The sequence below is a fragment of the Mesorhizobium sp. YL-MeA3-2017 genome (assembly GCF_030814575.1).
Lineage (GTDB): Bacteria > Pseudomonadota > Alphaproteobacteria > Rhizobiales > Rhizobiaceae > Mesorhizobium > Mesorhizobium terrae.
The window spans coordinates 2415347-2435953 of record NZ_JAUSVH010000001.1 but is presented as its reverse complement, the minus strand read 5'-3'; the positions used below and the strand labels follow the sequence as shown (position 1 = coordinate 2435953).

23 protein-coding genes are annotated in these 20607 nt (G+C 64.1%); 9 read left to right on the top strand and 14 right to left on the bottom strand.

Annotated elements, in window-relative coordinates; all coding sequences use genetic code 11:
- Positions 1–73 precede the first annotated feature (73 nt).
- Complete coding sequence (locus QFZ88_RS11475) at positions 74–376, bottom strand: BolA family protein (RefSeq protein ID WP_024922845.1); 303 nt, start codon at positions 374–376, stop codon at positions 74–76.
- 157 nt (positions 377–533) lie between these two features.
- Here QFZ88_RS11475 and QFZ88_RS11470 point away from each other — a divergent pair, with 157 nt between their 5' ends.
- The 4 genes from QFZ88_RS11470 (at position 534) to QFZ88_RS11455 (ending at position 5204) form a co-directional block, all read left to right on the top strand.
- Complete coding sequence (locus QFZ88_RS11470; RefSeq protein ID WP_024922844.1) at positions 534–1151, top strand: J domain-containing protein; 618 nt, start codon at positions 534–536, stop codon at positions 1149–1151.
- A gap of 127 nt (positions 1152–1278) precedes the next feature.
- Positions 1279–2265 (top strand): cobaltochelatase subunit CobS, encoded by a 987-nt coding sequence (gene cobS / locus QFZ88_RS11465; protein WP_024922843.1) that lies wholly within the window; start codon positions 1279–1281, stop codon positions 2263–2265.
- A 12-nt stretch (positions 2266–2277) separates the two neighbouring features.
- The gene (gene cobT / locus QFZ88_RS11460; protein WP_024922842.1) at positions 2278–4173 is read left to right on the top strand and encodes a cobaltochelatase subunit CobT; all 1896 of its coding nucleotides are present in this window, start codon (positions 2278–2280) and stop codon (positions 4171–4173) included.
- Positions 4170–5204: an esterase-like activity of phytase family protein gene (locus QFZ88_RS11455; protein ID WP_024922841.1), complete on the top strand. Its 1035-nt coding sequence runs from the start codon at positions 4170–4172 to the stop codon at positions 5202–5204. The genes cobT and QFZ88_RS11455 overlap by 4 nt, the downstream gene beginning before the upstream one ends.
- A 100-nt stretch (positions 5205–5304) precedes the next feature.
- Here the strand turns inward: QFZ88_RS11455 and QFZ88_RS11450 are convergent, their stop codons facing one another.
- From QFZ88_RS11450 to QFZ88_RS11405, 10 genes are all read right to left on the bottom strand, one after another.
- Positions 5305–5772, bottom strand: a complete 468-nt coding sequence (locus QFZ88_RS11450; RefSeq protein WP_024927264.1) for a GNAT family N-acetyltransferase — start codon at positions 5770–5772, stop codon at positions 5305–5307.
- Positions 5773–5835: 63 nt separating this feature from the next.
- A complete protein-coding gene (locus tag QFZ88_RS11445; protein WP_024922839.1) occupies positions 5836–6141 on the bottom strand; it encodes an NIPSNAP family protein in 306 nt (101 codons plus the stop codon).
- Positions 6142–6236: 95 nt separating this feature from the next.
- Positions 6237–6911, bottom strand: coding sequence for a spermidine synthase (locus tag QFZ88_RS11440; RefSeq protein WP_024922838.1), 675 nt, complete (start codon positions 6909–6911; stop codon positions 6237–6239).
- A complete protein-coding gene (locus tag QFZ88_RS11435) occupies positions 6908–7591 on the bottom strand; it encodes a queuosine precursor transporter (protein ID WP_024922837.1) in 684 nt (227 codons plus the stop codon). Before QFZ88_RS11435 ends, QFZ88_RS11440 begins: the two co-directional genes overlap by 4 nt.
- Before the next feature lie 137 nt (positions 7592–7728).
- Positions 7729–8025 carry a 50S ribosomal protein L28 gene (gene rpmB / locus QFZ88_RS11430; RefSeq protein WP_024922836.1) on the bottom strand — a complete coding sequence of 99 codons (297 nt, stop codon included), beginning with the start codon at positions 8023–8025 and terminating at the stop codon, positions 7729–7731.
- A 190-nt stretch (positions 8026–8215) separates the two neighbouring features.
- Positions 8216–9202 (bottom strand): hypothetical protein, encoded by a 987-nt coding sequence (locus tag QFZ88_RS11425; protein WP_024922835.1) that lies wholly within the window; start codon positions 9200–9202, stop codon positions 8216–8218.
- Positions 9203–9367: 165 nt separating this feature from the next.
- A complete protein-coding gene (locus QFZ88_RS11420; protein ID WP_024922834.1) occupies positions 9368–9799 on the bottom strand; it encodes a DUF1284 domain-containing protein in 432 nt (143 codons plus the stop codon).
- Between the two features lie 25 nt (positions 9800–9824).
- Complete coding sequence (locus QFZ88_RS11415; protein WP_024922833.1) at positions 9825–10406, bottom strand: biotin transporter BioY; 582 nt, start codon at positions 10404–10406, stop codon at positions 9825–9827.
- A 139-nt stretch (positions 10407–10545) separates the two neighbouring features.
- The gene (locus QFZ88_RS11410) at positions 10546–11439 is read right to left on the bottom strand and encodes an EamA family transporter (protein WP_024922832.1); all 894 of its coding nucleotides are present in this window, start codon (positions 11437–11439) and stop codon (positions 10546–10548) included.
- Positions 11440–11530: 91 nt separating this feature from the next.
- On the bottom strand, positions 11531–12400 hold the full coding sequence (locus QFZ88_RS11405; protein ID WP_024922831.1) for a LysR family transcriptional regulator: 870 nt from the start codon (positions 12398–12400) through the stop codon (positions 11531–11533).
- 230 nt (positions 12401–12630) lie between these two features.
- Here QFZ88_RS11405 and QFZ88_RS11400 point away from each other — a divergent pair, with 230 nt between their 5' ends.
- From QFZ88_RS11400 to QFZ88_RS11390, 3 genes are read left to right on the top strand one after another with little or no spacing between them, the layout of a single operon-like run.
- Positions 12631–13404: a DUF3108 domain-containing protein gene (locus tag QFZ88_RS11400; protein WP_024922830.1), complete on the top strand. Its 774-nt coding sequence runs from the start codon at positions 12631–12633 to the stop codon at positions 13402–13404.
- A 31-nt stretch (positions 13405–13435) separates the two neighbouring features.
- Positions 13436–14329 carry a DMT family transporter gene (locus tag QFZ88_RS11395; RefSeq protein WP_024922829.1) on the top strand — a complete coding sequence of 298 codons (894 nt, stop codon included), beginning with the start codon at positions 13436–13438 and terminating at the stop codon, positions 14327–14329.
- Positions 14326–15000 (top strand): lysoplasmalogenase, encoded by a 675-nt coding sequence (locus QFZ88_RS11390; RefSeq protein ID WP_024922828.1) that lies wholly within the window; start codon positions 14326–14328, stop codon positions 14998–15000. Before QFZ88_RS11395 ends, QFZ88_RS11390 begins: the two co-directional genes overlap by 4 nt.
- Here QFZ88_RS11390 and QFZ88_RS11385 read toward each other — a convergent pair.
- Complete coding sequence (locus tag QFZ88_RS11385; protein ID WP_024922827.1) at positions 14997–15425, bottom strand: cupin domain-containing protein; 429 nt, start codon at positions 15423–15425, stop codon at positions 14997–14999. The genes QFZ88_RS11390 and QFZ88_RS11385 overlap by 4 nt on opposite strands.
- Positions 15426–16193, bottom strand: a complete 768-nt coding sequence (gene gloB / locus QFZ88_RS11380) for a hydroxyacylglutathione hydrolase (protein ID WP_024922826.1) — start codon at positions 16191–16193, stop codon at positions 15426–15428. It abuts the gene before it with no gap.
- A 148-nt stretch (positions 16194–16341) separates the two neighbouring features.
- Here gloB and QFZ88_RS11375 point away from each other — a divergent pair, with 148 nt between their 5' ends.
- The gene (locus QFZ88_RS11375) at positions 16342–17130 is read left to right on the top strand and encodes a class I SAM-dependent methyltransferase (RefSeq protein WP_024922825.1); all 789 of its coding nucleotides are present in this window, start codon (positions 16342–16344) and stop codon (positions 17128–17130) included.
- Positions 17127–18965: an ABC transporter ATP-binding protein/permease gene (locus tag QFZ88_RS11370; RefSeq protein ID WP_024922824.1), complete on the top strand. Its 1839-nt coding sequence runs from the start codon at positions 17127–17129 to the stop codon at positions 18963–18965. The genes QFZ88_RS11375 and QFZ88_RS11370 overlap by 4 nt, the downstream gene beginning before the upstream one ends.
- A gap of 61 nt (positions 18966–19026) precedes the next feature.
- Here the strand turns inward: QFZ88_RS11370 and QFZ88_RS11365 are convergent, their stop codons facing one another.
- Positions 19027–20580, bottom strand: coding sequence for an MFS transporter (locus QFZ88_RS11365; RefSeq protein WP_024922823.1), 1554 nt, complete (start codon positions 20578–20580; stop codon positions 19027–19029).
- Positions 20581–20607: the final 27 nt, after the last annotated feature.

The window sequence follows — 20607 nt, the reverse complement described above, 5'->3', positions numbered from 1 at the left end:
CTTAGGCGTTTCTCTCCGACGCTGTTCAGATCGTCTAGCCGTCTGGCCGGAGGAAGTGTTTCAAAGCGGGTGCCTACCAGCGCGTCTTTTCGCCGGGGGCGGCGGGTTCGATCGCCAAGGCGTGCAGGCCGGCCTTCAATTCGTCGGCGAGAGCCAGGTTGACGGCGCGGTGACGGTCGATGCGGCTCATGCCGGCAAAGGCCGGAGAGACGATGCGGATGCGGAAATGCGTCTCGCCGGTGCCGTCGAAGGTGGCGTGATGGCCGGATTCGACATGATGGTGGCCGGCATGGAGGTGGCTTTCGTTGACGACGGCCAATCGTTCGGGCGCAAAAGCATCGCTCAGCTTCTTTTCCATCGCCGTCTGCATGGACATTGCCATTCTCCTTCACCACATAGGCGTCATCGCCACTATTTTTGTCGCGGCGCTGGCCGTCAACGTCTCGTTTAAGCCGCGATTCAGCGGTTAGGGCGATCATCGCTGAAATGTCAATTCTTGTATCGCCGGGCGAACAGCCCATAAATGGGGTCAGATGAAGCCCTATCCAAAATATTTCGAGAAACTCCGCATTCGTCCGGAAAAGGACGCGGAGCTGAAGTCGCGCGCGCCGCTGTGCCAGTGGGACGGCTGCAAGGAGCCCGGCACGCATCGCGCGCCGGTGGGGCGCATGGCCGAGGGGCAGTATTTCAAGTTCTGCTTCGAGCATGTGCGCGAATACAACAAGGGTTTCAATTACTTCTCTGGTGTCTCCGATTCCGAGATCGCACGTTTCCAGAAGGAGGCGATGACCGGTCATCGGCCCACCTGGACCATCGGCACGAATGGCGGGACGCACACCGCGCCGGATTTCGCAAAGCAGCGCTCGGGCCGCGCCGGCTACCACAACCGCATGCGCGACCCCTTCAACCTGTTCAACGAGCCGCGCGACCGCGGCGCCCCGCGCGAGCGCAAGGCCAAGCCGCTTGAGGCCAAGGCGCTGGAAACGCTTGGTCTTGACGCAAAGGCGACTGGCCAAGACATCAAGGCGCGTTATAAGGAATTGGTGAAGCGCCACCATCCCGACGCGAATGGTGGCGACAGAGGTTCGGAAGACCGGTTCCGCGATGTGCTGCAAGCCTATCGCGTGCTCAAGCAGGCGGGCCTGTGTTGAGCTCAAGCTGAGCTGAGGTCGTGCCTTTTTCCAACTATCATCGGGTTGGAAAAGGTTTTATGACCGCCCCGAACAATTTGGGTTGCCGGCGAAGCGCGTCGCTTCGCCCGTGGAGACGTTGAGACGCATGAACAAGGTCGATCGCGATATCGCCAATCTGCCGGACACGACTGTGTCGGTGAAGGAAAAATTCGGCTTCGAGTCCAAGATGGTCGTGCCGGCCTATTCGGTGGCCACCGAACATGTGCCGGACATCGATCCCGACTATCTGTTCGACCAGCACACCACCATGGCGATCCTGGCGGGCTTTGCCTACAACCGCCGCGTCATGGTGTCGGGCTATCACGGCACCGGCAAGTCGACCCATATCGAGCAGGTCGCGGCCCGGCTCAACTGGCCCTGCGTGCGCGTCAACCTCGACAGCCATGTCAGCCGTATCGACCTCGTCGGCAAGGACGCCATCGTCGTCAAGGAAGGCATGCAGGTCACCGAATTCCGCGACGGCATCCTGCCCTGGGCCTACCAGCACAATGTCGCGCTCTGCTTCGACGAATACGATGCCGGCCGCCCGGACGTGATGTTCGTCATCCAGCGCGTGCTGGAATCGTCGGGTCGCTTGACCCTGCTCGACCAGAGCCGCGTCATCCGCCCGCATCCGGCCTTCCGCCTGTTCGCCACCGCCAACACGGTCGGCCTCGGCGACACCACCGGCCTCTATCACGGCACCCAGCAGATCAACCAGGCGCAGATGGACCGCTGGTCGATCGTGACGACGCTGAACTATCTGCCGCACGACAACGAGGTGGCGATCGTTCTGGCCAAGGCCAAGCACTACAAGAACGAGAAGGGCAAGGACATCGTCAACAAGATGGTGCGCGTCGCCGACATGACGCGCTCCGCCTTCATCAACGGCGATCTGTCGACTGTCATGAGCCCGCGCACGGTGATCACCTGGGCCGAAAACGCCGAAATCTTCGGCAATGTCGGCATGGCGTTCCGGTTGACCTTCCTCAACAAGTGCGACGAGCTGGAACGTTCGGTGGTGGCCGAGTTCTATCAGCGCGCCTTCGGCGAGGATCTGCCGGAAAGCGCTGCCAATGTGGTGCTTGGCTAAACGGGAAATTCCATGGCCGGCCCCGGCGACAACACGCGCAACAAGCCGAAGAACGGCTCGGATACGGATGCCTTCAAGCGCGCCGTGACGGTGTGCATGCGGGCCATCTCTGGCGACAAGGAGATGGAGGTCGGCTTCGCCAAGGAGCGGCCGGCGCTCGCGGGCAGCCGCGCCCGGCTGCCGGATCTGCCGAAGAAGGCGTCGGCGACCGACATCGCCGTGACCCGCGGCCTGGGCGATTCCATGGCGCTGAAACGCGCCTGCCACGATAGCCGTATCCACACCCGACTGGCGCCGGAAGGCAAGCAAGCGCGCTCCATCTTCGACGCGGTCGAGCAGGCTCGCGTCGAGGCGATCGGCTCGCGCATGATGGCCGGCGTCGCCGATAATATCGGCACGATGCTGGAGGACAAATACGCCAAGGCCAATCTGGCCGATGTGCGCGACCGCGCCGACGCTCCGCTCGAGGAGGCGCTGGCGCTGATGGTACGCGAGAAGCTGACCGGCCGCGCCGTGCCGAAGAGCGGCGAGCGCATGGTCGACCTGTGGCGGCCCTGGGTCGAGGACAAGGCCGGCGCCGACCTCGACGGGCTTGCTGGCAAGCTGGAAGACCAGCAGGCCTTCGCCCGCGTCGTGCGCGATATGCTGGCTTCCATGGAAATGGCCGAGGAACTCGGCGACGACCAGGAAACGGAAGACACCGAGGACGACCAGGACGACCAGCCGCAAGGCGAGGAACAGAGCGAGGAAGGCGGCGAGGACGATTCCGGCTCCGACCAGTCGCAGTCCGAGGATGCCGACGCCTCCGACGACGAGGAATCGGCCGAGGCCGAGGCCACCGACGCCACCTCGCAGGATTTGTCCGACGAGGACGATGCCGACGCGGAGACGCCGGGCGAAGCCAAGCGCAACGACAATCCCTTCGCCACCATCTCCAAGGATGTCGACTACAAGGTCTTCTCGACCGCCTTCGACGAGACGGTGGGTGCCGAGGAACTGTGCGACGAAGAAGAGCTCGACCGGCTGCGCGCCTTCCTCGACAAGCAGCTCGCCAATCTGTCGGGCGTGGTCGGCCGGCTGGCCAATCGCCTGCAGCGCCGCCTGATGGCGCAGCAGAACCGTTCCTGGGATTTTGATCTCGAGGAAGGGTATCTCGACCCGGCCCGGCTGGTGCGCGTCGTCATCGATCCGATGCAGCCGCTTTCCTTCAAGCAGGAACGCGACACCAAGTTCCGCGATACGGTGGTGTCTCTGGTGCTCGACAATTCCGGTTCGATGCGCGGCCGCCCGATCACGGTGGCGGCGACCTGCGCCGACATCCTGGCGCGCACGCTGGAGCGCTGCGGCGTTTCGGTCGAGATCCTCGGCTTCACCACCCGCGCCTGGAAGGGCGGGCAGGCGCGCGAGAAGTGGCTGAAGGACGGCAAGCCGCCGAACCCCGGCCGCCTCAACGATCTGCGCCACATCATCTACAAGAGCGCCGACATGCCGTGGCGCCGCGCCCGACGCAATCTCGGCCTGATGATGCGTGAGGGCCTATTGAAGGAAAACATCGACGGTGAAGCGCTGTTGTGGGCGCATCAGCGCCTGATCGCGCGGCCTGAACAGCGCAAGATCCTGATGATGATTTCGGACGGCGCGCCGGTCGACGATTCGACGCTGTCGGTCAATCCGGGCAACTATCTGGAGCGCCATCTGCGCGCCGTCATCGATCTGATCGAGACACGTTCGCCGGTCGAGCTGCTCGCCATCGGCATCGGCCATGACGTGACGCGTTATTATCGCCGCGCCGTCACCATCGTCGACGCCGAAGAACTGGCCGGCGCCATGACCGAGCAACTCGCCTCGCTGTTTGGCGAGGAGACCGCGCGCGACGTGCGCCGTGGCGGTTTCCGGCGCGCTTCGTGAGCCTTTCAAACGGCGTGCGGGCGACGGGGTGGCGTGGCTGGCTTTGCGTTCTAGCGGCCGGTCTGCTCACCTCCACATCGGCTTTCGCCGCCGAACGCCAGCCGGTCGAGCCGGTCGACATCAGCGTGCGGGGGATCACCGAGTTTCATATCGGCCGGGATGAAAGGATGTTCGGACCGCTGGAATTCGTCGGCGGGCTGGAGATGACCGGCTCCTCGCGCGATTTCGGTGCCTTGTCGGCCTTCCGGTTCATCCACGCGGGCAGCGATTTCATCGGCGTCACCGACACCGGCTTCTGGTATTTCGGTTCGATCGCGCGCATGGCGCAGGGGCGACCCTTCGCCATCTTCAACTTCACCATGCAGCAGATGGTCGACGAGGCCGGCAAGCCGATCGACAAGAAATGGGATGTCGATGCCGAGGGCCTCGACGTCAAGGACGGCATCGCCACCGTCGGCTTCGAGCGGAAGCATCGTATCGCGCAGTTCAAGATCGATGCCGCCGGCATGAAGGCGCCGTTCAAGCTGCTCGATTTCCTGGTGCCGGTGCGCGAGCTGCGCCAGAACCGCGGCTTCGAGACGGTGACGCGCGCGCCGGCCGAAGGGCCGCTGAAAGGCGCCCTGGTGGTGGTGTCTGAAAAGAGCCTCGACAAGGACGGCAACATCTATGCCGCCATCATCGAAGGGCCGGGCAAGGGCATCTTCACCGTTCGCCGCAAAGGCGAGTTCGACATCACCGACGGCGCGTTTCTGCCCAATGGCGACCTGTTGCTGCTGGAACGCTCGTTCTCGATGGCCAGCGGCGTCAAGATGCGGCTGCGGCGCATTGCCGGCGCCGAGATCGCCAAGGGCAAGGTCGCCGACGGATCGGTGCTGCTGGAGGCCGACATGGCCTACCAGATCGACAATATGGAAGGCATGGATGTCTGGCGGCGGGACGACGGCAAGCTGATCGTGTCGCTTGTCTCCGACGACAATCACTCCATCCTGCAGCGCAATCTCTATCTGGAATTCATCCTGCACGAGGATTGAGCGCAGCGATGGCACCGGTTCCGAGGCTCCATTGAGAGCGGGAAGCATGTTGGAAGGGGCGTTCTCCTGCCGGGAAACACCCCTTCATCGCTACAATGTTCTAGTCTGCCCTTGCGAGCTCCAGCCGCATGACGACCTCGTCGCCCAATATCTGGCCGGTCTCGCGAAACCCTTCCTGACGGTACAGGTTGGCGGCCGTCTCGTTCTCGGGATAAACGCCGAGATAGACGGCGTCGCAGCCTGGAATGGCCGACATGCGTTCGACCACGGCGCGCAGGGCGGCGCGACCGAAGCCGCGTTTCTGGAAGCGCTTGTCGATCATCAGGCGATAGATCCACCAATTGCCGTCGTCGCCGTCCAGCGCATACATGGCGAAACCGACCAGGTCGTCAATGACGACCGGCTCGTCGCCCGAAAAGACGCCAAGCGGCACACAGGCGGGGTTCTCGTCGGCTTCCTCCAGGGATTCAGCATTGGTGGCGACGAAGTCGTCCTGATCATCGCCTACATCGAGGGCAATAACAGCCTCGCGCTCGGCCTCGCCGAGCGATTTCAAAACAACAGTCATTTTTGCTTGGTTCCGTCAGTTGAAGGCTTCGTCGGTCGAAAGCTTTGTCAGTTGAAAGCTTTGTTAGTCGAAGACCGGGCGGAAGAAAGAACGCTCGTAGCTGAGGAAACACTGGGTTTCCTCGTAGTAGCGCATGGCGGCCTGGCATTCAGGGTCCGATGCGGCCTTTGTCCTGTATTCTTCGTAGGCTGCCAGGCTCGGGAAGGTGAACAAGGCAAGGGCCACATTGCTCGCGCCTTCCGAGGGCATGAAATAGCCGTGGTGGTTGCCGCCGAATTTTTCGACAAGCGGAATCCAGAGCCTGCCGTAGTGTTCGAACTCCTTCAGTCGCGCGGGATTGAGGATGTAGCGCAGGTAACAGGTGACCATGATTGCTCCGGCGGTCTGTTGAGAGCGGAGAAAAACATGATGCATCGTCCGGCGGTAGAGCCAGCCGAAACGAGTTCGTTGCGATGTGATTGTTGTTAGCTCGGTTTGAGCGCCAGCCAGATGGTGTGCTTGGCGCCGCGCTTGCCATGGGCGCGCACGGTGACCGCCTCGGCGGCGAAGCCGCATTGCTGGAGGCGGCGGGTGAAGCCGCGATCCGGTCCCGATGACCACACCGCGAGCACGCCACCGGGACGCAGGGCATTGCGGGCGGCCTTGAGCCCGGCGAAGCCATAGAGGTCGTCATTGCCTTCCTGCGTCAGCCCCTCGGGGCCATTGTCGACATCGAGCAGGATGGCGTCATAGTCGCTGCGGGCGGCATCGATCAGCCGGCCGACGTCGGCCTCGCGCACGATGACGCGCGGGTCGTCGAGGCAGCCGTCGAAAATGGTTGCCATCGGACCACGTGCCCAGGTGACCACCGCTGGCACCAGTTCGGCAACGGTAACGCGGCTGTCAGCGCCAAGCTCGGCAAGTGCGGCGCGCAGCGTGAAACCCATGCCGAGACCACCGATCAGGACGTGAATGCGGTCGCTTTTGTCGATCTTGTCGAGGGAGAGCCTGGCCAGCGCTTCTTCCGAACCGCTGAGGCGGCTGTTCATCAGCTCGTTGGAGCCGAGCATGATGGAGAATTCGGTGCCGCGCCGTTTCAGCCGCAGTTCCTGCTTGCCGTCAGGTGTCCTGGCGGCGTCGAGCTGTTCCCAGGGGATCAAGGCTGGACCGGCGCCGGCTGGCTCCAGCGCGCCGCGATCAGCCTGTAGGGGATCAGCGCGAAGACGGCGATGATCAACTTGACCGACAGGTCGCCAAGCGCCCAGGACAGCCAGCGCATCGTTTCCACCGGCAGAGCGCCGAGCAGCGGCGCATTTTCCAGCGCGAAGGCGTCATTGGGGCCGGCGAAGGCGAAAGCCGCTGAAAAGGCGATCGAGAAAAACACCAGCGTATCGAACACCGAACCGACCAGTGTGCCGAAGATCGGCGCGCGCCACCAGCTTTGCCGGCGCAGCCAGTTGAAGACGGTGACGTCGAGCAATTGCGCGGTGAGGAAGGCCGCACCCGAGGCGCAGGCGATGCGCACCAGACGGGCGGCGGCGGTGTCGAACTCGATCAGCCCGGCGCGGAAAAGCAGCGGCGGGATGACGATGGAGCACACAACAGCCGTCATGAAGCCGACGAAGACGATGCGGCGCGCTACGGCCGGGCCGTAGCGGCGATTGGCGAGATCGGTCACCAGGAAGGAGAAGGGATAGGTGAAGGCGCCCCAGGTCAGGATGTCGGCCAGCGACAGCGTGCCGACCTGTCCCTGCATGGGGAACTGCACGAGAATGTTCGACGCCACCACGACGAGCGCCATGGCGAGCACGAAAGGCAGATATCTGGAAAGAAACTGCATTTTTTTATCCTGGGTAATGGAACCAGCGGAGCGCCTGGCCGGGACGGGCGGCGCATCCTTCATTCGAGCATCGGATAGGTGGGTTCAGGAAACCTGCCGTTCCGATGCCCAGGCGGTCGTCCCCCGCCTGAAAGCGATCAGGCGGCGATCTGGCCGGCCGTCTTCTTGGCGATCTGCTTCTTCAGCAGACGAGCGCGCTGCGACAGTTCCTTCTCGTCGGCCTTGGCCAGGAAGGCGTCGAGGCCACCGCGATGCTCGACCGAACGCAGGGCGTTGGCCGAAATGCGCAGGCGAACGTTCTGGTTCAGCGCTTCCGAGATGAGCGTGACATTGACCAGGTTCGGCAGGAAGCGACGCTTGGTCTTGTTGTTGGCGTGGCTCACATTGTTGCCGGTCATGACGGCTTTGCCGGTGAGTTCGCAAGCGCGGGACATTTTTGCTACCTTCAGTTCGTATCCGGCCAAACCTTCGACCGCGCCATATGGCGCGCGGTGCTGTCGGCGGCCTCAAGGAAAAAGTTGGCGTTCCATAGTTGCATTTAGCCGGGGCGTCAAGCGTTGTTCGGCCCGAGTGCCGGGTAATCGCCTCCCGGACCGGGCTTTCTTCCCTGTCGACGCCCGCCGATCACGACGCTTCAATCGGCCGGCGCGCGGCTGTCGCCGCCAGGAAAACCAGTATGACCGCACCAGCACCGAAGACGACATTGCCGGCCAGCGCGATGAATGGAGAGATACCCAGATATTGAGCGTGCTGGAACCCGGCCCAGACATAGGTCATCAGGGCGCCGCTGGCGAGGGCGACACCATGAGCTCGGTTCCATTGCGGCGAGCGCGACCATCGCCAGACAAGCGCTATGCCAAGCAGCACGACGACACACCACAGGCCGGCGACAACCCATTTGGACAAAAGCTCCGCAAGCACGTCGCGAAGCATCAGCAGGCTGGTGAGGAGAAAGCCGGCCAGGCCAACGTTTCGTGGCGAAGGCGTTGTCGCCTCCGCCACGCTTGGCGGTGAGGGCATCCAGAAGGCGGCAATGACCAGAACGAGGATGGCGAGGCCCGAGGCGACGAACTGGCCGGGCGAGGCAATGAATTTTTCCGATTCGATCTGGCCATAAGTCAGCAAGGCGGACCCGACAACAAAGACAATCGCGGTGACGCCGAGACCGAGCGGTTTGAGCCAGGGCCGCTGCGGTGTCGGGTCGAAGGCCTCGATCAGGGCGATCGGCACGGCGATGCTCCAGATGGTGTGCAGCGTCAGCACATCCTGGATCAACCCCATGCTGGTGCCGAGGGCTTCGACGCGCGTGTCGGCATAGGCGGCGGCCATGTCGAAGCCGTTGTAGTGCGGGTTCCACAGCATCTGGTCGATCGGACCCTCTTCCAGCAGCGCATAGGCTGCCGCCAAGAGAAGGATCGTCGGCCAACCGCGGCCGCTGCGGCGCGCGACCTCGCGGATCAGAAGGGCACCGCAGCCATACATGGGCGCGAGCAGAACGATCCACCCGAGACCGGTTATCGGCTGATTGCCGAGCAGCCACTCGCCAACCAGGGGCGCCAGGAGCACCAGAGATATCGCCAGGACAATGGGGCGGCGCTTGACGGACGACATCGTCGGGTGCCTTCAGCAGGGGTATCTCCGCAATAATAGAGTATGTGCTCTATTATTGCAATTCCCGGAGAAGGAGGCGAGAGACAGCAGCGAGCAGGAGCCCGTTCCGAAGACTGGAACAGGTCACTCCTCCGCACGCGGAGCCTGGTCGTGTGGGATCGATGGCTAGGAGGAAGAGCGGTTAAGACGCACGTCCTGGAAACCGGAAGCGGCGATCGTGCTGCACAGGTCGAACCATTCGCAGCCCTGGCAGGCCTGCCGCGTGGTGCCGGCGCGGAAAGCCTGGCGCATGCGCTCGATTGTCGGACCGTCCAGGGAAAATCGCTCGCCTTCGCGGACCGGACGGCCGATCAGGGTCTCGACCGCATCGGCCGCCAATCGGTCGCGCTCGGACACGCTGTCCTGGAAACAGTGGTGATCGGTTTCGGTGAGCCTTGGCTGGCAGATGTCGTCTGGACCGGCGACGAGGAGCATGTCCTCGCCGCCGCTCAAACGTTCCACCACCCGGTCATAGCCTTGCGTGAAGGCCTCGCTGTAGCCCTTGCCGACATAGGTCAGCATGCACAGCAGGTGATGGGCGCGGATGCGGACGGTCACGTCAGCCCCGCGAAGTCGGATGATCTCAGAGCGAGATCTTGGCGCGACGCACCGCTTCGATGGTGGCGGTAGCCAGCACGGCCTTCAGGATGCCGCCGAGCACGAAGGGGGCGAAGCCGAAAGTGTAGGCCTTTTCCGCGCCAATCATGCCGGCAAGCACGATGGTGCCGAACACCAGGATGAAAGCGTTGCCGGCCAGCATGGCGACGACGTTGCGGACCAGGCGGCCCTCGGCGGTCCAGCCGCGCTCGGCCAGCCAGCCGACAAGAGCGGCGGCGATCGGGAAGGCGGCGAGATAACCGGCGGTCGGGCCGGCGAAGTGGGCGAGGCCACCGGCGCCGCCTGCGAGGACCGGAGCGCCGAGCGCAGCTTCACCCAGCCAAGCGAGAACCGTGGCAAGGCCGAGGCGCCAGCCATAGAGTGCGCCGACCAGCGTGACGGCGAAGGTCTGCATGGTCATCGGCACCGGGAACATCGGCACCTCGATCCAGGACGAGGCGGCGAGGAACAACGAGCCCAGGAAGACCGCGGCGACTTTGACCGCCAGCGGGCGGCCGGCAAGGCGCAACGGGACAAAAGTGGTGGAAGTCATGGCGGGAGCGTTCATCGGGCCTCTCCGGGTCAATTATGGTTCGCGCCGACGTTTGTTGCCGGCTTGTCGCGCATATTTCACAGCTGCATGGTGCAACGCAACTAAAGAACGCGACAAGCGGATTGCCATGTCCGACCCGTGAGCACGAACAAGGCTAGCTTTGGCTCGATGCCGTTCCGACCGCGCTGGTTGCAACGACGAGCGCCACGCCGATGAGTTGCAGGGCCGCCATTGCCTGACCGAGGACGATGAAGCCGGCGCTGGCGCCGATTGCCGGCTCCAGGCTCATCAGCAGCCCGAACGCCGACGCGTTCATGCGGCGAAGCGCCATGAGCTCGAGCGCGTAGGGAAACAAGGGAACAAGCACCGCGAGCAGCCCTGTCGTCACGAGTGCTTCCGGGGAAAGTCCCAGCTGTGCCTGGTGAAAGCCGAAGGGCGTTGCGACAAGGGCGGCAAACAGCAAGGAAAGGCACAGGCCTTCCAGACCTTCGAACTGCTGGCCGGCATATTTCGTCAGCACGATATAGCCGCCCCAGCCAACCGCCGCGCCGAGCGCGAACAGCACGCCGATCGTGTCGGCCACCCATGCGCTGCCGTCCCAGGAAATACAAAGGACACCGAGCGCCGCGATGACCGGGCATAAGAGACGCCAGCCTCGCCCGCCGAAGATCGTGGCGACGGTCAGAGGTCCCAGAAACTCGATCGCCACGGCGAGCCCGAGCGGAATGCGTTCGATCGCGGCGAAGAAGCAGAGCGTCATCATCGCCATGACCGCACCCAGCGCCGCGGCCGTCGCCCATTGCCGCCTTGAAAAACTGAGCAGCGGCGGGCGCACGACTATCATCAGCACGATTGCCGCCCAGCAAAGCCGCAGCCAGGTCGTGCCGAACGGTCCCAGTTCCTGCATGGCTGGTCGGGAGAATGCCGCGCCGAATTGCACGCTGGACATTGAAAGCAGGCAGAAGGCGATTGCGAGATAGAAGCCCCCGCGAGAATGTTGCCTGACAGGCGCATTCCATTGCGGATCGGCGGTTTCAGCTTCGGCCATGACAAAACGTTCCCTTACCTGTCAGGGCCAGCAATAGATGAATTGGCAAATTCAGGAATGGTGATAATTCTGATGCTCGTATCAGGAATTTTTATGTTTTGTCGATCGAGCGATCGGCGAACCCCTCGCGCAGAAACGATGCCAGCTCGTTGACCAGCGGGGGCGAGTTCGCGCCAACAAAGATGCCGAACTCGGCGATCGGGGCGGGCGGCAAGCGCAGGCGACCTTGCACATTCTCGCAATCCGGCGGCAGGCTTTCGGGAAGCATAAGGCCGATGCCGAAGCCCGCCCTCAATCCCGACACCAGGGCCGCGAATGTCGAGACGCGGCAGCCGACACGCCAGGGCAGCCCGGCCTCCGCGAGCGATGCCAGCATCCGGTCCTGCCAGGAGCAGGCGCTTTCGAAGAGGACGAGCGGAAGCTCCGCTTCAGCGTCGATCTCGATGATGCGGCTCGCACCCCAGACCAGAGGTCGCGACATATAGCCGGATGGCGCCGAGGCGAAACGGACCGGATCGGCGATCACGATGTCGCTGCGGCCCTCGTCGATCGCCTTGGCGAGATCCGCGCCGCTCGCCGATGTCAGGGCGATCTCGACCGAAGGATGCCGGCGACGAAAATCGGCGATGATGGAAGGAAGCCTCGTCATCGCGAGATCCTCGATGATGCCGAGCCTTACCCGTCCGATCAGCATGCGCCCGGCGATCTGGCGGCGGACATCTTCGCCAAGGGCGATGGTCTTGCGGGCATAAGCGAGAACGATTTCGCCGGCCTCGGTGAGGATCATGCCGCGCGAGGAACGCAGCAAAAGCTGGCTGCCGAACTCGGCTTCCAGGCGCTGAAGCTGCATGGAGACCGCGGCCTGGGTGCGGGAGAGACGCAAGGCTGCCTTGCTGACCGTGCCTGCTTCGGCAACGGCAACGAAGGCACGCAGCAGGCGGATATCGAGATCTGCTTCCATCAGCAGGCCTTATTTCGTGGCAACCGGTATAAGGCTAGGCGCTGGTGCGGAGCGAGGCAACTCTCCAGAACGGGTGTGGTCGAACCGTGGGTGTCGCCTTCGATGGAAGGTCGCGGCGGGGATTGCCGTCATCCTCACACAAATGCCGGAATCGACCTGTTGAGAGACGCCTGGGGACATGCTGGATTAGCTTTCGATTGTTGCCGACCGTCAAAAGGATCGCAGTCTTGATGCCGCGTCTTGTCGTTACCCTGCCCATGCTGTTTGCGCTGGCCGCGCCGGCCGCGGCCGCCGATTCCTTCCATGGCGAATACACGGTCTCTTTCTTTGGCATCACGGTGGCCCGATCGAGTTTCGACAGCCACTACGAAGGCGATAAATACACGATCGACGGCAGCGCCTCCGCCGCCGGGCTGGCGCGTATCTTCGACGATACGTCGGGCACGCTGACGGCAAGCGGGCGCTTTTCGCGCGAGGGCGTGCAGTCGCAGGGCTTCCGCGCCGACTACACGTCGGGCAAGAAGGTGTCGATGGTCGACATCCGCTTTACCGGCGGCAAGGTGTCTTACACCCAGGTGCTGCCGCCGCCAAAACCGCGCGGCGACGACTGGCTGCCGCTCGACGCCGGCGACTTGAAGGGGGTTGCCGATCCGATCGCCGCCACCGTCATCCGCGCCGGCAGCCTCGACAGCGTCTGCGGCCGGACGGTGAAGATGTATGACGGTGAGATGCGCGCCAATCTGGTGCTGACGCCGGTCAGCAAGGGCAAGATGGCGGTGAAGGGGTATCAGGGGCCGACGGTGACCTGCCGCATGAACCTGCAGCCGGTTTCGGGCTACGCCCAGCGGCGCAAGGCGCTCAAATTCCTGCGTGACCGCTCCAAGATCATGGTGACGTTTGCGCCGCTCGGCCAAACCGGGATATATGCGCCGATCTATGCAACCGTAGGCACCGAGATCGGCACGATCACAGTCAAGGCACGGCGGTTCGAGGCAAAAAACTAGGCGCGCAAAGACGCGCCACCGGGAGGGGGACATGGGGCGCGCGACACTGATAGGCTTTTGCGCCGTGGCGATGTGGGCGCTTCTGGCGCTGCTCACCGACGCTTCCGGCACGATGCCGCCGTTCCAGCTTTCGGCCATCACCTTCGCCATCGGCACCTGTGTCGGCCTGGTGGCGCGGCTGTTCATGCCCGCCGCCGCCAAGCAGGAACCGGTCCCGGCCATCGTGTGGGTGATCGGCATTGCCGGCCTGTTCGGCTATCACTTTTTCTACTTCACCGCGCTGCGCAACGCGCCTGCGGTGGAGGCCAGCCTCATCGCCTATCTGTGGCCGCTGCTGATCGTGTTGGGCTCGGCCCTGATGCCGGGCGAGAAGCTGGCCTGGAACCATGTCGCCGGCGCTCTGCTCGGCCTCGCCGGCACGTTCCTGATCGTCACCAAGGGTGGCGGGCTGGCGTTCGACGCCCGCTACGGCTTCGGCTATGCCATGGCGGCGGTCTGCGCGGTCGTGTGGTCGTCCTATTCGCTGCTGTCGCGGCGCTTCCCGTCGGTGCCGACGACGATCGTCACATGGTTCTGCCTGGCGACCTCGGTGCTTTCGCTGGTCTGCCACCTGCTGCTTGAGCAGACTGTGTGGCCGCAGAATTCAGGCCAGTGGCTGGCGGTGCTGGCTCTCGGCCTGATGCCGGTCGGCGCGGCCTTCTATGCCTGGGACATCGGCGTCAAGCGCGGCAACATCCAGGTGCTGGGCGCCGCCAGCTATGCCGCGCCGCTTCTTTCCACGCTGGTGCTGATCGCGGCTGGTTTCGCGGAGCCCAGCTTGCGCATCCTCGCCGCCTGCGTGCTGATCACCGGCGGCGCCGTTCTGGCGGCGAAATCGCTTTTGTTCGGCAAGCGCGCGACGGTCGAGAATGGAGCGGGCGCATGATGCCGTTTCCAGGTGGCATCGAGGCGACGCCGAACGGCACGCTGATCTTTTCCGTCGTGGCGGCGGTCGTCTACGGTTTCGCGATCAGTCAGCCGCCGTCGCTGTTGCGTTCGGCTGCCAAGACGCTTGCGGTCGCACTTCTAGCCGCGCTCGCCTTTCTTCTCGGCGGGCCGCTGTTGCTGGTCGCCGCACTCGTACTCAGCGCACTGGGCGACGCGTTCCTGTCGCGCGACGGCGAAGTCGCTTTCCTCGGCGGGCTGGGCAGCTTCCTCGCCGCGCATCTGGCCTATGTCGTGCTGTTCGTGGCGATGGGCAGTGGCCTTGCGGCGCTCGGCGCCGCATCCTGGCGCGTTGTTGCCGCGCTTGTCATGGCGGTGTTCGCGGCCGGCATGTTGCGGCTTCTGTGGCCGCGCATCGGATCCGACCTGAAAGCGCCGGTCGCCGTCTACGTTGCCGCCATTTTCGCCATGGGCGTGACCGCGCTGACCACCGGCAACGCGTTGGTCATTGCCGGGGCGGTGATGTTCATGGCTTCGGACGCGTTGCTGGCGACCGAGAAATTCTTGGCCGACACCGTGGAAGGGCATCGCGTCTGGATGCGCTATGCGGTGTGGGTGCTCTATTACGTGGCGCAGATGGCCATCGCGATGGGCTTCCTGCGCCCGGTTTAGGAAACCTTCGGCTGCCAGCCAGGTTCCGCCAGTTCGAACACTGAGAAGTCGAATCCCGGCGCCACCGTGCAGCCGACGAGGGTCCAGTCGCCGAGGCTTCGGGCGGTCTGCCACCATCCCGCCGGCACGACGATCTGCGGGCGTTCGCCAGCGGCAAGATCGATGCCTAGCACATGCTGGCTGACGTCACCGCCTTCCCGGTGCATCGAAAGCTCTATCGGCGCACCGGCGTGATGGTGCCAGATTTCCGAAGCGTCCTTCACCCGATGCCATGCCGAGACCTGACCGCGTTCGAGCAGGAAGTAGATGGCGGTCGAATGACCGCGCCCGCCTTGCGGCGCATCGCGGAAGGTCTCGACATACCAACCGCCTTCCGGATGCGGCTTCATGTCGAGCGTGGCGACGATCCCGGCCGGCGTCATCATTCAGAAAATGTCCTTGCGCTTGCGGATCTCGGCGAAGACCTCGGCGTCGCTCGCCTTCTCCATGCCGAGATGCCGGCGGATCGCCGGATCGTGCCAGCGCAGGAATGGATTGGTCGACAGTTCCTCGCCGATGGTGGTGGGAAGCGTCGGCTTGTCGGCGGCGCGCAGTTTTTCGATTTTCGCGGCACGTTCCTTCAGGGCGGAATTGGTCGGATCGACCGTCAATGCGAAACGCGCATTGGACAGCGTGTATTCGTGGCCGCAATAGACCGCAGTGTCGGCCGGCAGGGCGGCCAGTTTCTTCAGCGAATCGTACATCACCGCCGCCGGCGCCTCGAACAGCCGGCCACAGCCAAGCGCGAACAAAGTGTCGGCGGTGAAGACGACCTTCGACTGCGGGAAATGGTAGGAGACATGGCCGGCGGTATGGCCGGGCGTGGCGATCACTTCCACGGTCTCGGTACCGAATTTCAAGCTGTCGCCGCCCTTCACGGTGCGGTCGATGCCCGGGATCTTGGCCTTCTCCGCCGCCGGGCCGACGATCTCCAGACCGAAGCGCTGTTTGAGCGCGAGATTGGCCTCGACATGATCGGTATGGTGGTGAGTGGTGAGGATCAGCGACGGCGTCCAGCCGGTGTGTTTCACCGCGGCAAGGATGGCGGCCTCCTCCGGCGCGTCGATCAGCGCGACCGCGCCGCTCGCCGGCTCGCGAATGAGCACGCCGAAATTGTCCTGGCGACACATGAACTGCTCGATCTCGATCGCCATGGCCGGTCTCCTTGATTGCCGCAGACATAAGAGGCCCGATGCCTCCTGTCACCCTTTAAAGATGCCGGCGCGATCCTACTTGTCCCAGGACACGGTCGACAGGCCGCGCTTTGTTGACTCCAGCACCATCGCAGATACGGTCCAGCCAATGCATTCAGATATTGTCGATCTGCGCTCCTTCTATGCCTCGCCGCTCGGACAGCTGACCGAGCGTTCGATCACCATGGCGCTGTCGGCTGTCTGGGCCAGCGTGCCCAACGAGCGTCTGGTCGGGCTGGGTTACGCGCTGCCGTGGCTGGAACGTTTCGGAGCCGATGCCGAACGCACCTTCGCCTTCATGCCGGCGACGCAAGGCGCGGTGGTGTGGCCGGCGACCGGTCCGGCCGCGACGGCACTGGTGTTCGACGAGGAACTGCCTTTGGTCGATTCCTCCATCGACCGCATGCTGCTTGTCCATTCGCTGGAGCATGTCGAGAGCCCGCGCGAAACGCTGAACGAGATTTGGCGCGTGCTGGCGCCGGCCGGCCATGTCGTGATCGTGGTGCCCAACCGGCGCGGCGTATGGGCCCGTTTCGAACATACGCCGTTCGGCACCGGGCGGCCCTATTCACGCGGGCAGATCGCCGAATTGCTGCGCGAGGCGAACTTCACCCCGGCGGCGTGGTCGGACGCGCTCTATTTTCCGCCGTCGCAGCGTCGTTTCATGATGCGATTCCACAGCCTGTTCGAAAGCGCCGGCCGCGCCATGTGGCCGATTTTCTCGGGCGTCATCGCGGTGTCGGCGCAAAAGCGGCTCTACCAGGGCGTGCCGGTGGCAAAGCGGGCCTCGCGGCGTGTCTTCGTGCCGGTGCTGTCGCCGCAGGGCGCGGCCACCAGCCTCGGCAGGCAAGGCGAGCCTCTCGATCGGCTCGACACGACGGGAGTGCAATCGCGATGAGCGATACCGGTGCCCCCCAGGTCGAGACGAGCAGTCTGCGCGACCAGCTGATGACCGTGCGCCAGGGCCTGGTCGGGTCGCCGTCGCGCAAGGCATTGCTCGGCTTCAGCTGGGTCCTGCTCGCCGTCATCGTCGCCACCGCCTATGGCCAGATCCTGCTCAACCGCTGGAACCAGCCATTCTACGATTCGCTGCAGCGGCGCGATCTCGCGGTGTTTCTCGATCAGCTGGTCGTCTTCGCGATGATCGCCGGCGGGCTGCTGGTGCTCAACATCGGCCAGCAATGGCTGAACCAGCGCTTCAGGCTGAAGCTGCGCGAAGCGCTGACGATCGACCTGATCGAGGAATGGCTGAAGCCGAACCGGGGTTTCCGCCTCGCCAATGCGGGCGCCATCGGCGTCAACCCGGACCAGCGCATGCAGCAGGATGCCGGCCATCTGTCGGATCTCTCGACGGATCTCGGCGTCGGCCTGGTGCAATCCTTCATCCTGCTCGTCTCGTTCGTTGGCGTGTTGTGGGCGCTTTCGGCGGGTTTCGTGTTCCACATCGGCAGTCATGCCATCGCCATTCCGGGCTACATGGTGTGGGCGGCGTTTCTTTATGCCGGCATCGCTTCCTGGCTGAGCTGGCTGGTCGGGCGGCCGCTGATCGGGCTGAACAGCGACCGCTACGCGCGCGAGGCGGACCTGCGCTTTTCCATGGTGCGGGTGAACGAGAATATCGACGCGATCGCCCTGTCGCACGGCGAAGCGAGCGAGAAGCGGCGGCTGACGGCCGATCTTTCGGCGCTGATCGGCTCGATCCTGCGTATCTTCCGTGCCCAGATCAATCTCGGCTGGGTCACCGACACCTATGGCTGGATCACCGTCGTGGCGCCGATCCTGGTCGCCGCGCCGGTCTATTTCGCCGGCGACATCACCTTTGGCGGATTGATGATGGCGGTGGGCGCCTTCAACCAGGTGCACTCCTCGCTGCGCTGGTTCATCAACAATATCGGCGCCATCGCCGACTGGCGCGCCACGCTGATGCGCGTGGCCGATTTCCGCATGGCGCTGCAGGAGACCGACAAGCTGCACGACACCGAGCAGCATATCGAGGTCTTCCAGACCAAGAACGGGACCATGGTTTTCGACGACCTGATTGTCGGTGCGACAACGGGCTGTTCCAGGCTTGTGGAAAAGACGGTGACGATCAAGCCCGGCGAGCATGTGCTGATCACAGGCGATCCAAGCGCCGGCAAGACGCTGTTCTTCCGCGCCGTGGCCGGCCTGTGGCCCTGGGGCTCGGGCCGCATCGGCATGCCCGCCGCCGAACTCGCCTTCGTGCCGCGCACGCCCTATTTCGCGCCGGGCACGCTGCGCGAAGTGCTGATCGATGGCATGACCGGCATCGATGACGCGAAGCTCGCGGCAGTGCTGACCGAGGCTGGGCTCAACCGTCTCGCTGCTTCGCTCGACCGCAACGCGCGGTGGGACCGGGAGCTCTCCGAGGAGGAGCAGCGGCTGGTGGCGTTCGCCAGGCTGGCTCTGCAGAAACCGGACTGGGTGATCATCGACGAGGCGATGGATACATTCAGCGCCACGACAGCCAAGCGCATCTTTGCCATGCTGGACAAGCACCTGCCGGAGGCGGCTGTCGTCAATATCGGGCGTGGGCAGCACAACTATAATTTCTTCCCGCGCGCGCTCGACATCATCAAATGCTCGGACGTGCCGGCATTGAAACCGCCGCGGGTATGGGCCGGCGCGCTGGAACCGCCGCCAGTGCCACGCAAGCGCAACGGCAATGGCACGAAGCGTAACGGTGCGAACACCAAGGTCGAACAGGTGCTTTAGAGAAAGCGGATACGGCCCGTCGATCAGGTGGGCCGTATCTTTGGGCGAATCCCCGTCGACGTCAGAGAACCGGGGTTTCCGCGCGCGCTTCGGATGCCGGCGCGGTGCCGGCCTTGCCCGAACCGAAGATCGCGAAGGAGAGCGCGGCCAGAACCCAGACGCCGAGCCCGCCATAGGCCATCACCCAGCCAAAGCCTTCGACCAGCGCCGAGTGGACGGCGGTTGCGGGAATGGTCAGGCTGGGTTGCGCCGCGTCCTGCAGGTTTGCCGTGTTGCCTGCGGCAATCTTCTCGGCCACGGCGCGCAGGTCGGCACCGTCGGGCGAGCCGGGCAGGGCCTTCTCCAACCCGTGCAGAATGCCTTCGACAAGGACAAAACCCATCACGGCGATGTTGACGGCGAGCGCGATCAGCCTGGCGCTGGCGTCGATGCCCGAGGCCATGCCGGCACGGCTGGCCGGCACCGAGCCGGTCGTCATGTTGGTGGCCGGCGTCGTCGTCAGGCCAAGGCCAATGCCGGCGATCAGCGCGCCGGGCAGTACGGTAAAGCCGCTTGCCCCTTCGATGCTGCTGCCCAGCCACATGGCGATGAAGCCGAGACCTATGGTGAACAGGCCGAGCGGGATGACGATGCGGGCGCTGGTGCGCAAAAGCAGGTACTGAGCCACCGGTGACATCACCAGGAACGGCACCGTATAGGCGAGCACGGCGAGCCCGGTTTCGGTGCTGTTGTAACCGAGGCTGGCGGTGAAATAGATCGGCAGGTAGACCATGAACGGCCAATAGCTGAAGTTCATGCCGATGCAGCCGACGATGGCGCCCGAGAAATCACGGATGCGGAAGACCGAGAAGTCGAACATCGGGTAGGGATGCAGCCGCTCGACCGCAATGAAGGCGACGAGGCCGACGAGCGTCGCGGCGGCTATGCCGAGGGCCGTCGGGCTGACGAAGCCGAGATCGGCGCCCTGGGTGATGTAGTAGGTCAGGCCGAAGACCGCGGCGCTCAGCAGGGCGATGCCGAGCAGATCCAGTCTCTTGGCCTGCGGATCGCGCGATTCTTTGACGCTGGCGAAGGTGAGCGCCAGGCACAGCAAAGCCAGCGGCGCGTGCACGAGGAACACCCACTGCCAGGTCGACAGGGCAACGATCATGCCGCCGATGATTGGCCCGAAGCCGAGGCCGATGCCGGAGATGACACCCCAGACGGCGAAGGCGCTGCCGCGTGCCTTCGCGTCCTGGAACTGGTTCGAAAGGATGGCGATGGAGCAGATGAACATCGCGCCGCCGGCCATGCCCTGCAGGAAGCGGCTTACGATCAGCACCGTCGTGTTGGGGGCGAGGCCGCACATCAGCGACGTCACGCCAAAGGCGGCGACCGTCACGGCGAAAACCAGCCGGCGGCCGAAGCGATCGGCCAGTGTTCCCGTTGCCATCAGCACTGTCGTGCAGGCGATGGTGTAGGCGTTCATGATCCACTGCATGTCCTTGAAATTGGCCTGCAGCACATGTTCGAGCGTCGGCAGGATCACCGGCACGCTCGATATTTCGAGGCCGAACATCAGCGCGGACAGACAGATCGCGACCAGCGCCAGATTGTCTCTACTCGTCAGCTTCATCCCTTGTCTCCGGCTGGCGGCGGCGGG

Bases quoted from the DNA above. Each gene is read 5' to 3' on its own strand.
- QFZ88_RS11375 (WP_024922825.1), top strand. From the start codon at position 16,342: ATGCATTCAGATATTGTCGATCTGCGCTCCTTCTATGCCTCGCCGCTC.
- QFZ88_RS11385 (WP_024922827.1), bottom strand. From the start codon at position 15,425: ATGATGACGCCGGCCGGGATCGTCGCCACGCTCGACATGAAGCCGCAT.
- QFZ88_RS11450 (WP_024927264.1), bottom strand. From the start codon at position 5,772: ATGACTGTTGTTTTGAAATCGCTCGGCGAGGCCGAGCGCGAGGCTGTT.
- QFZ88_RS11445 (WP_024922839.1), bottom strand. From the start codon at position 6,141: ATGGTCACCTGTTACCTGCGCTACATCCTCAATCCCGCGCGACTGAAG.
- QFZ88_RS11425 (WP_024922835.1), bottom strand. From the start codon at position 9,202: ATGTCGTCCGTCAAGCGCCGCCCCATTGTCCTGGCGATATCTCTGGTG.
- QFZ88_RS11470 (WP_024922844.1), top strand. From the start codon at position 534: ATGAAGCCCTATCCAAAATATTTCGAGAAACTCCGCATTCGTCCGGAA.
- rpmB (WP_024922836.1), bottom strand. From the start codon at position 8,025: ATGTCCCGCGCTTGCGAACTCACCGGCAAAGCCGTCATGACCGGCAAC.
- QFZ88_RS11365 (WP_024922823.1), bottom strand. From the start codon at position 20,580: ATGAAGCTGACGAGTAGAGACAATCTGGCGCTGGTCGCGATCTGTCTG.
- QFZ88_RS11395 (WP_024922829.1), top strand. From the start codon at position 13,436: ATGGGGCGCGCGACACTGATAGGCTTTTGCGCCGTGGCGATGTGGGCG.
- QFZ88_RS11405 (WP_024922831.1), bottom strand. From the start codon at position 12,400: ATGGAAGCAGATCTCGATATCCGCCTGCTGCGTGCCTTCGTTGCCGTT.
- QFZ88_RS11390 (WP_024922828.1), top strand. From the start codon at position 14,326: ATGATGCCGTTTCCAGGTGGCATCGAGGCGACGCCGAACGGCACGCTG.
- QFZ88_RS11475 (WP_024922845.1), bottom strand. From the start codon at position 376: ATGTCCATGCAGACGGCGATGGAAAAGAAGCTGAGCGATGCTTTTGCG.
- gloB (WP_024922826.1), bottom strand. From the start codon at position 16,193: ATGGCGATCGAGATCGAGCAGTTCATGTGTCGCCAGGACAATTTCGGC.
- QFZ88_RS11415 (WP_024922833.1), bottom strand. From the start codon at position 10,406: ATGAACGCTCCCGCCATGACTTCCACCACTTTTGTCCCGTTGCGCCTT.
- QFZ88_RS11435 (WP_024922837.1), bottom strand. From the start codon at position 7,591: ATGCAGTTTCTTTCCAGATATCTGCCTTTCGTGCTCGCCATGGCGCTC.
- cobS (WP_024922843.1), top strand. From the start codon at position 1,279: ATGAACAAGGTCGATCGCGATATCGCCAATCTGCCGGACACGACTGTG.
- QFZ88_RS11410 (WP_024922832.1), bottom strand. From the start codon at position 11,439: ATGGCCGAAGCTGAAACCGCCGATCCGCAATGGAATGCGCCTGTCAGG.
- QFZ88_RS11370 (WP_024922824.1), top strand. From the start codon at position 17,127: ATGAGCGATACCGGTGCCCCCCAGGTCGAGACGAGCAGTCTGCGCGAC.
- QFZ88_RS11400 (WP_024922830.1), top strand. From the start codon at position 12,631: ATGCCGCGTCTTGTCGTTACCCTGCCCATGCTGTTTGCGCTGGCCGCG.
- cobT (WP_024922842.1), top strand. From the start codon at position 2,278: ATGGCCGGCCCCGGCGACAACACGCGCAACAAGCCGAAGAACGGCTCG.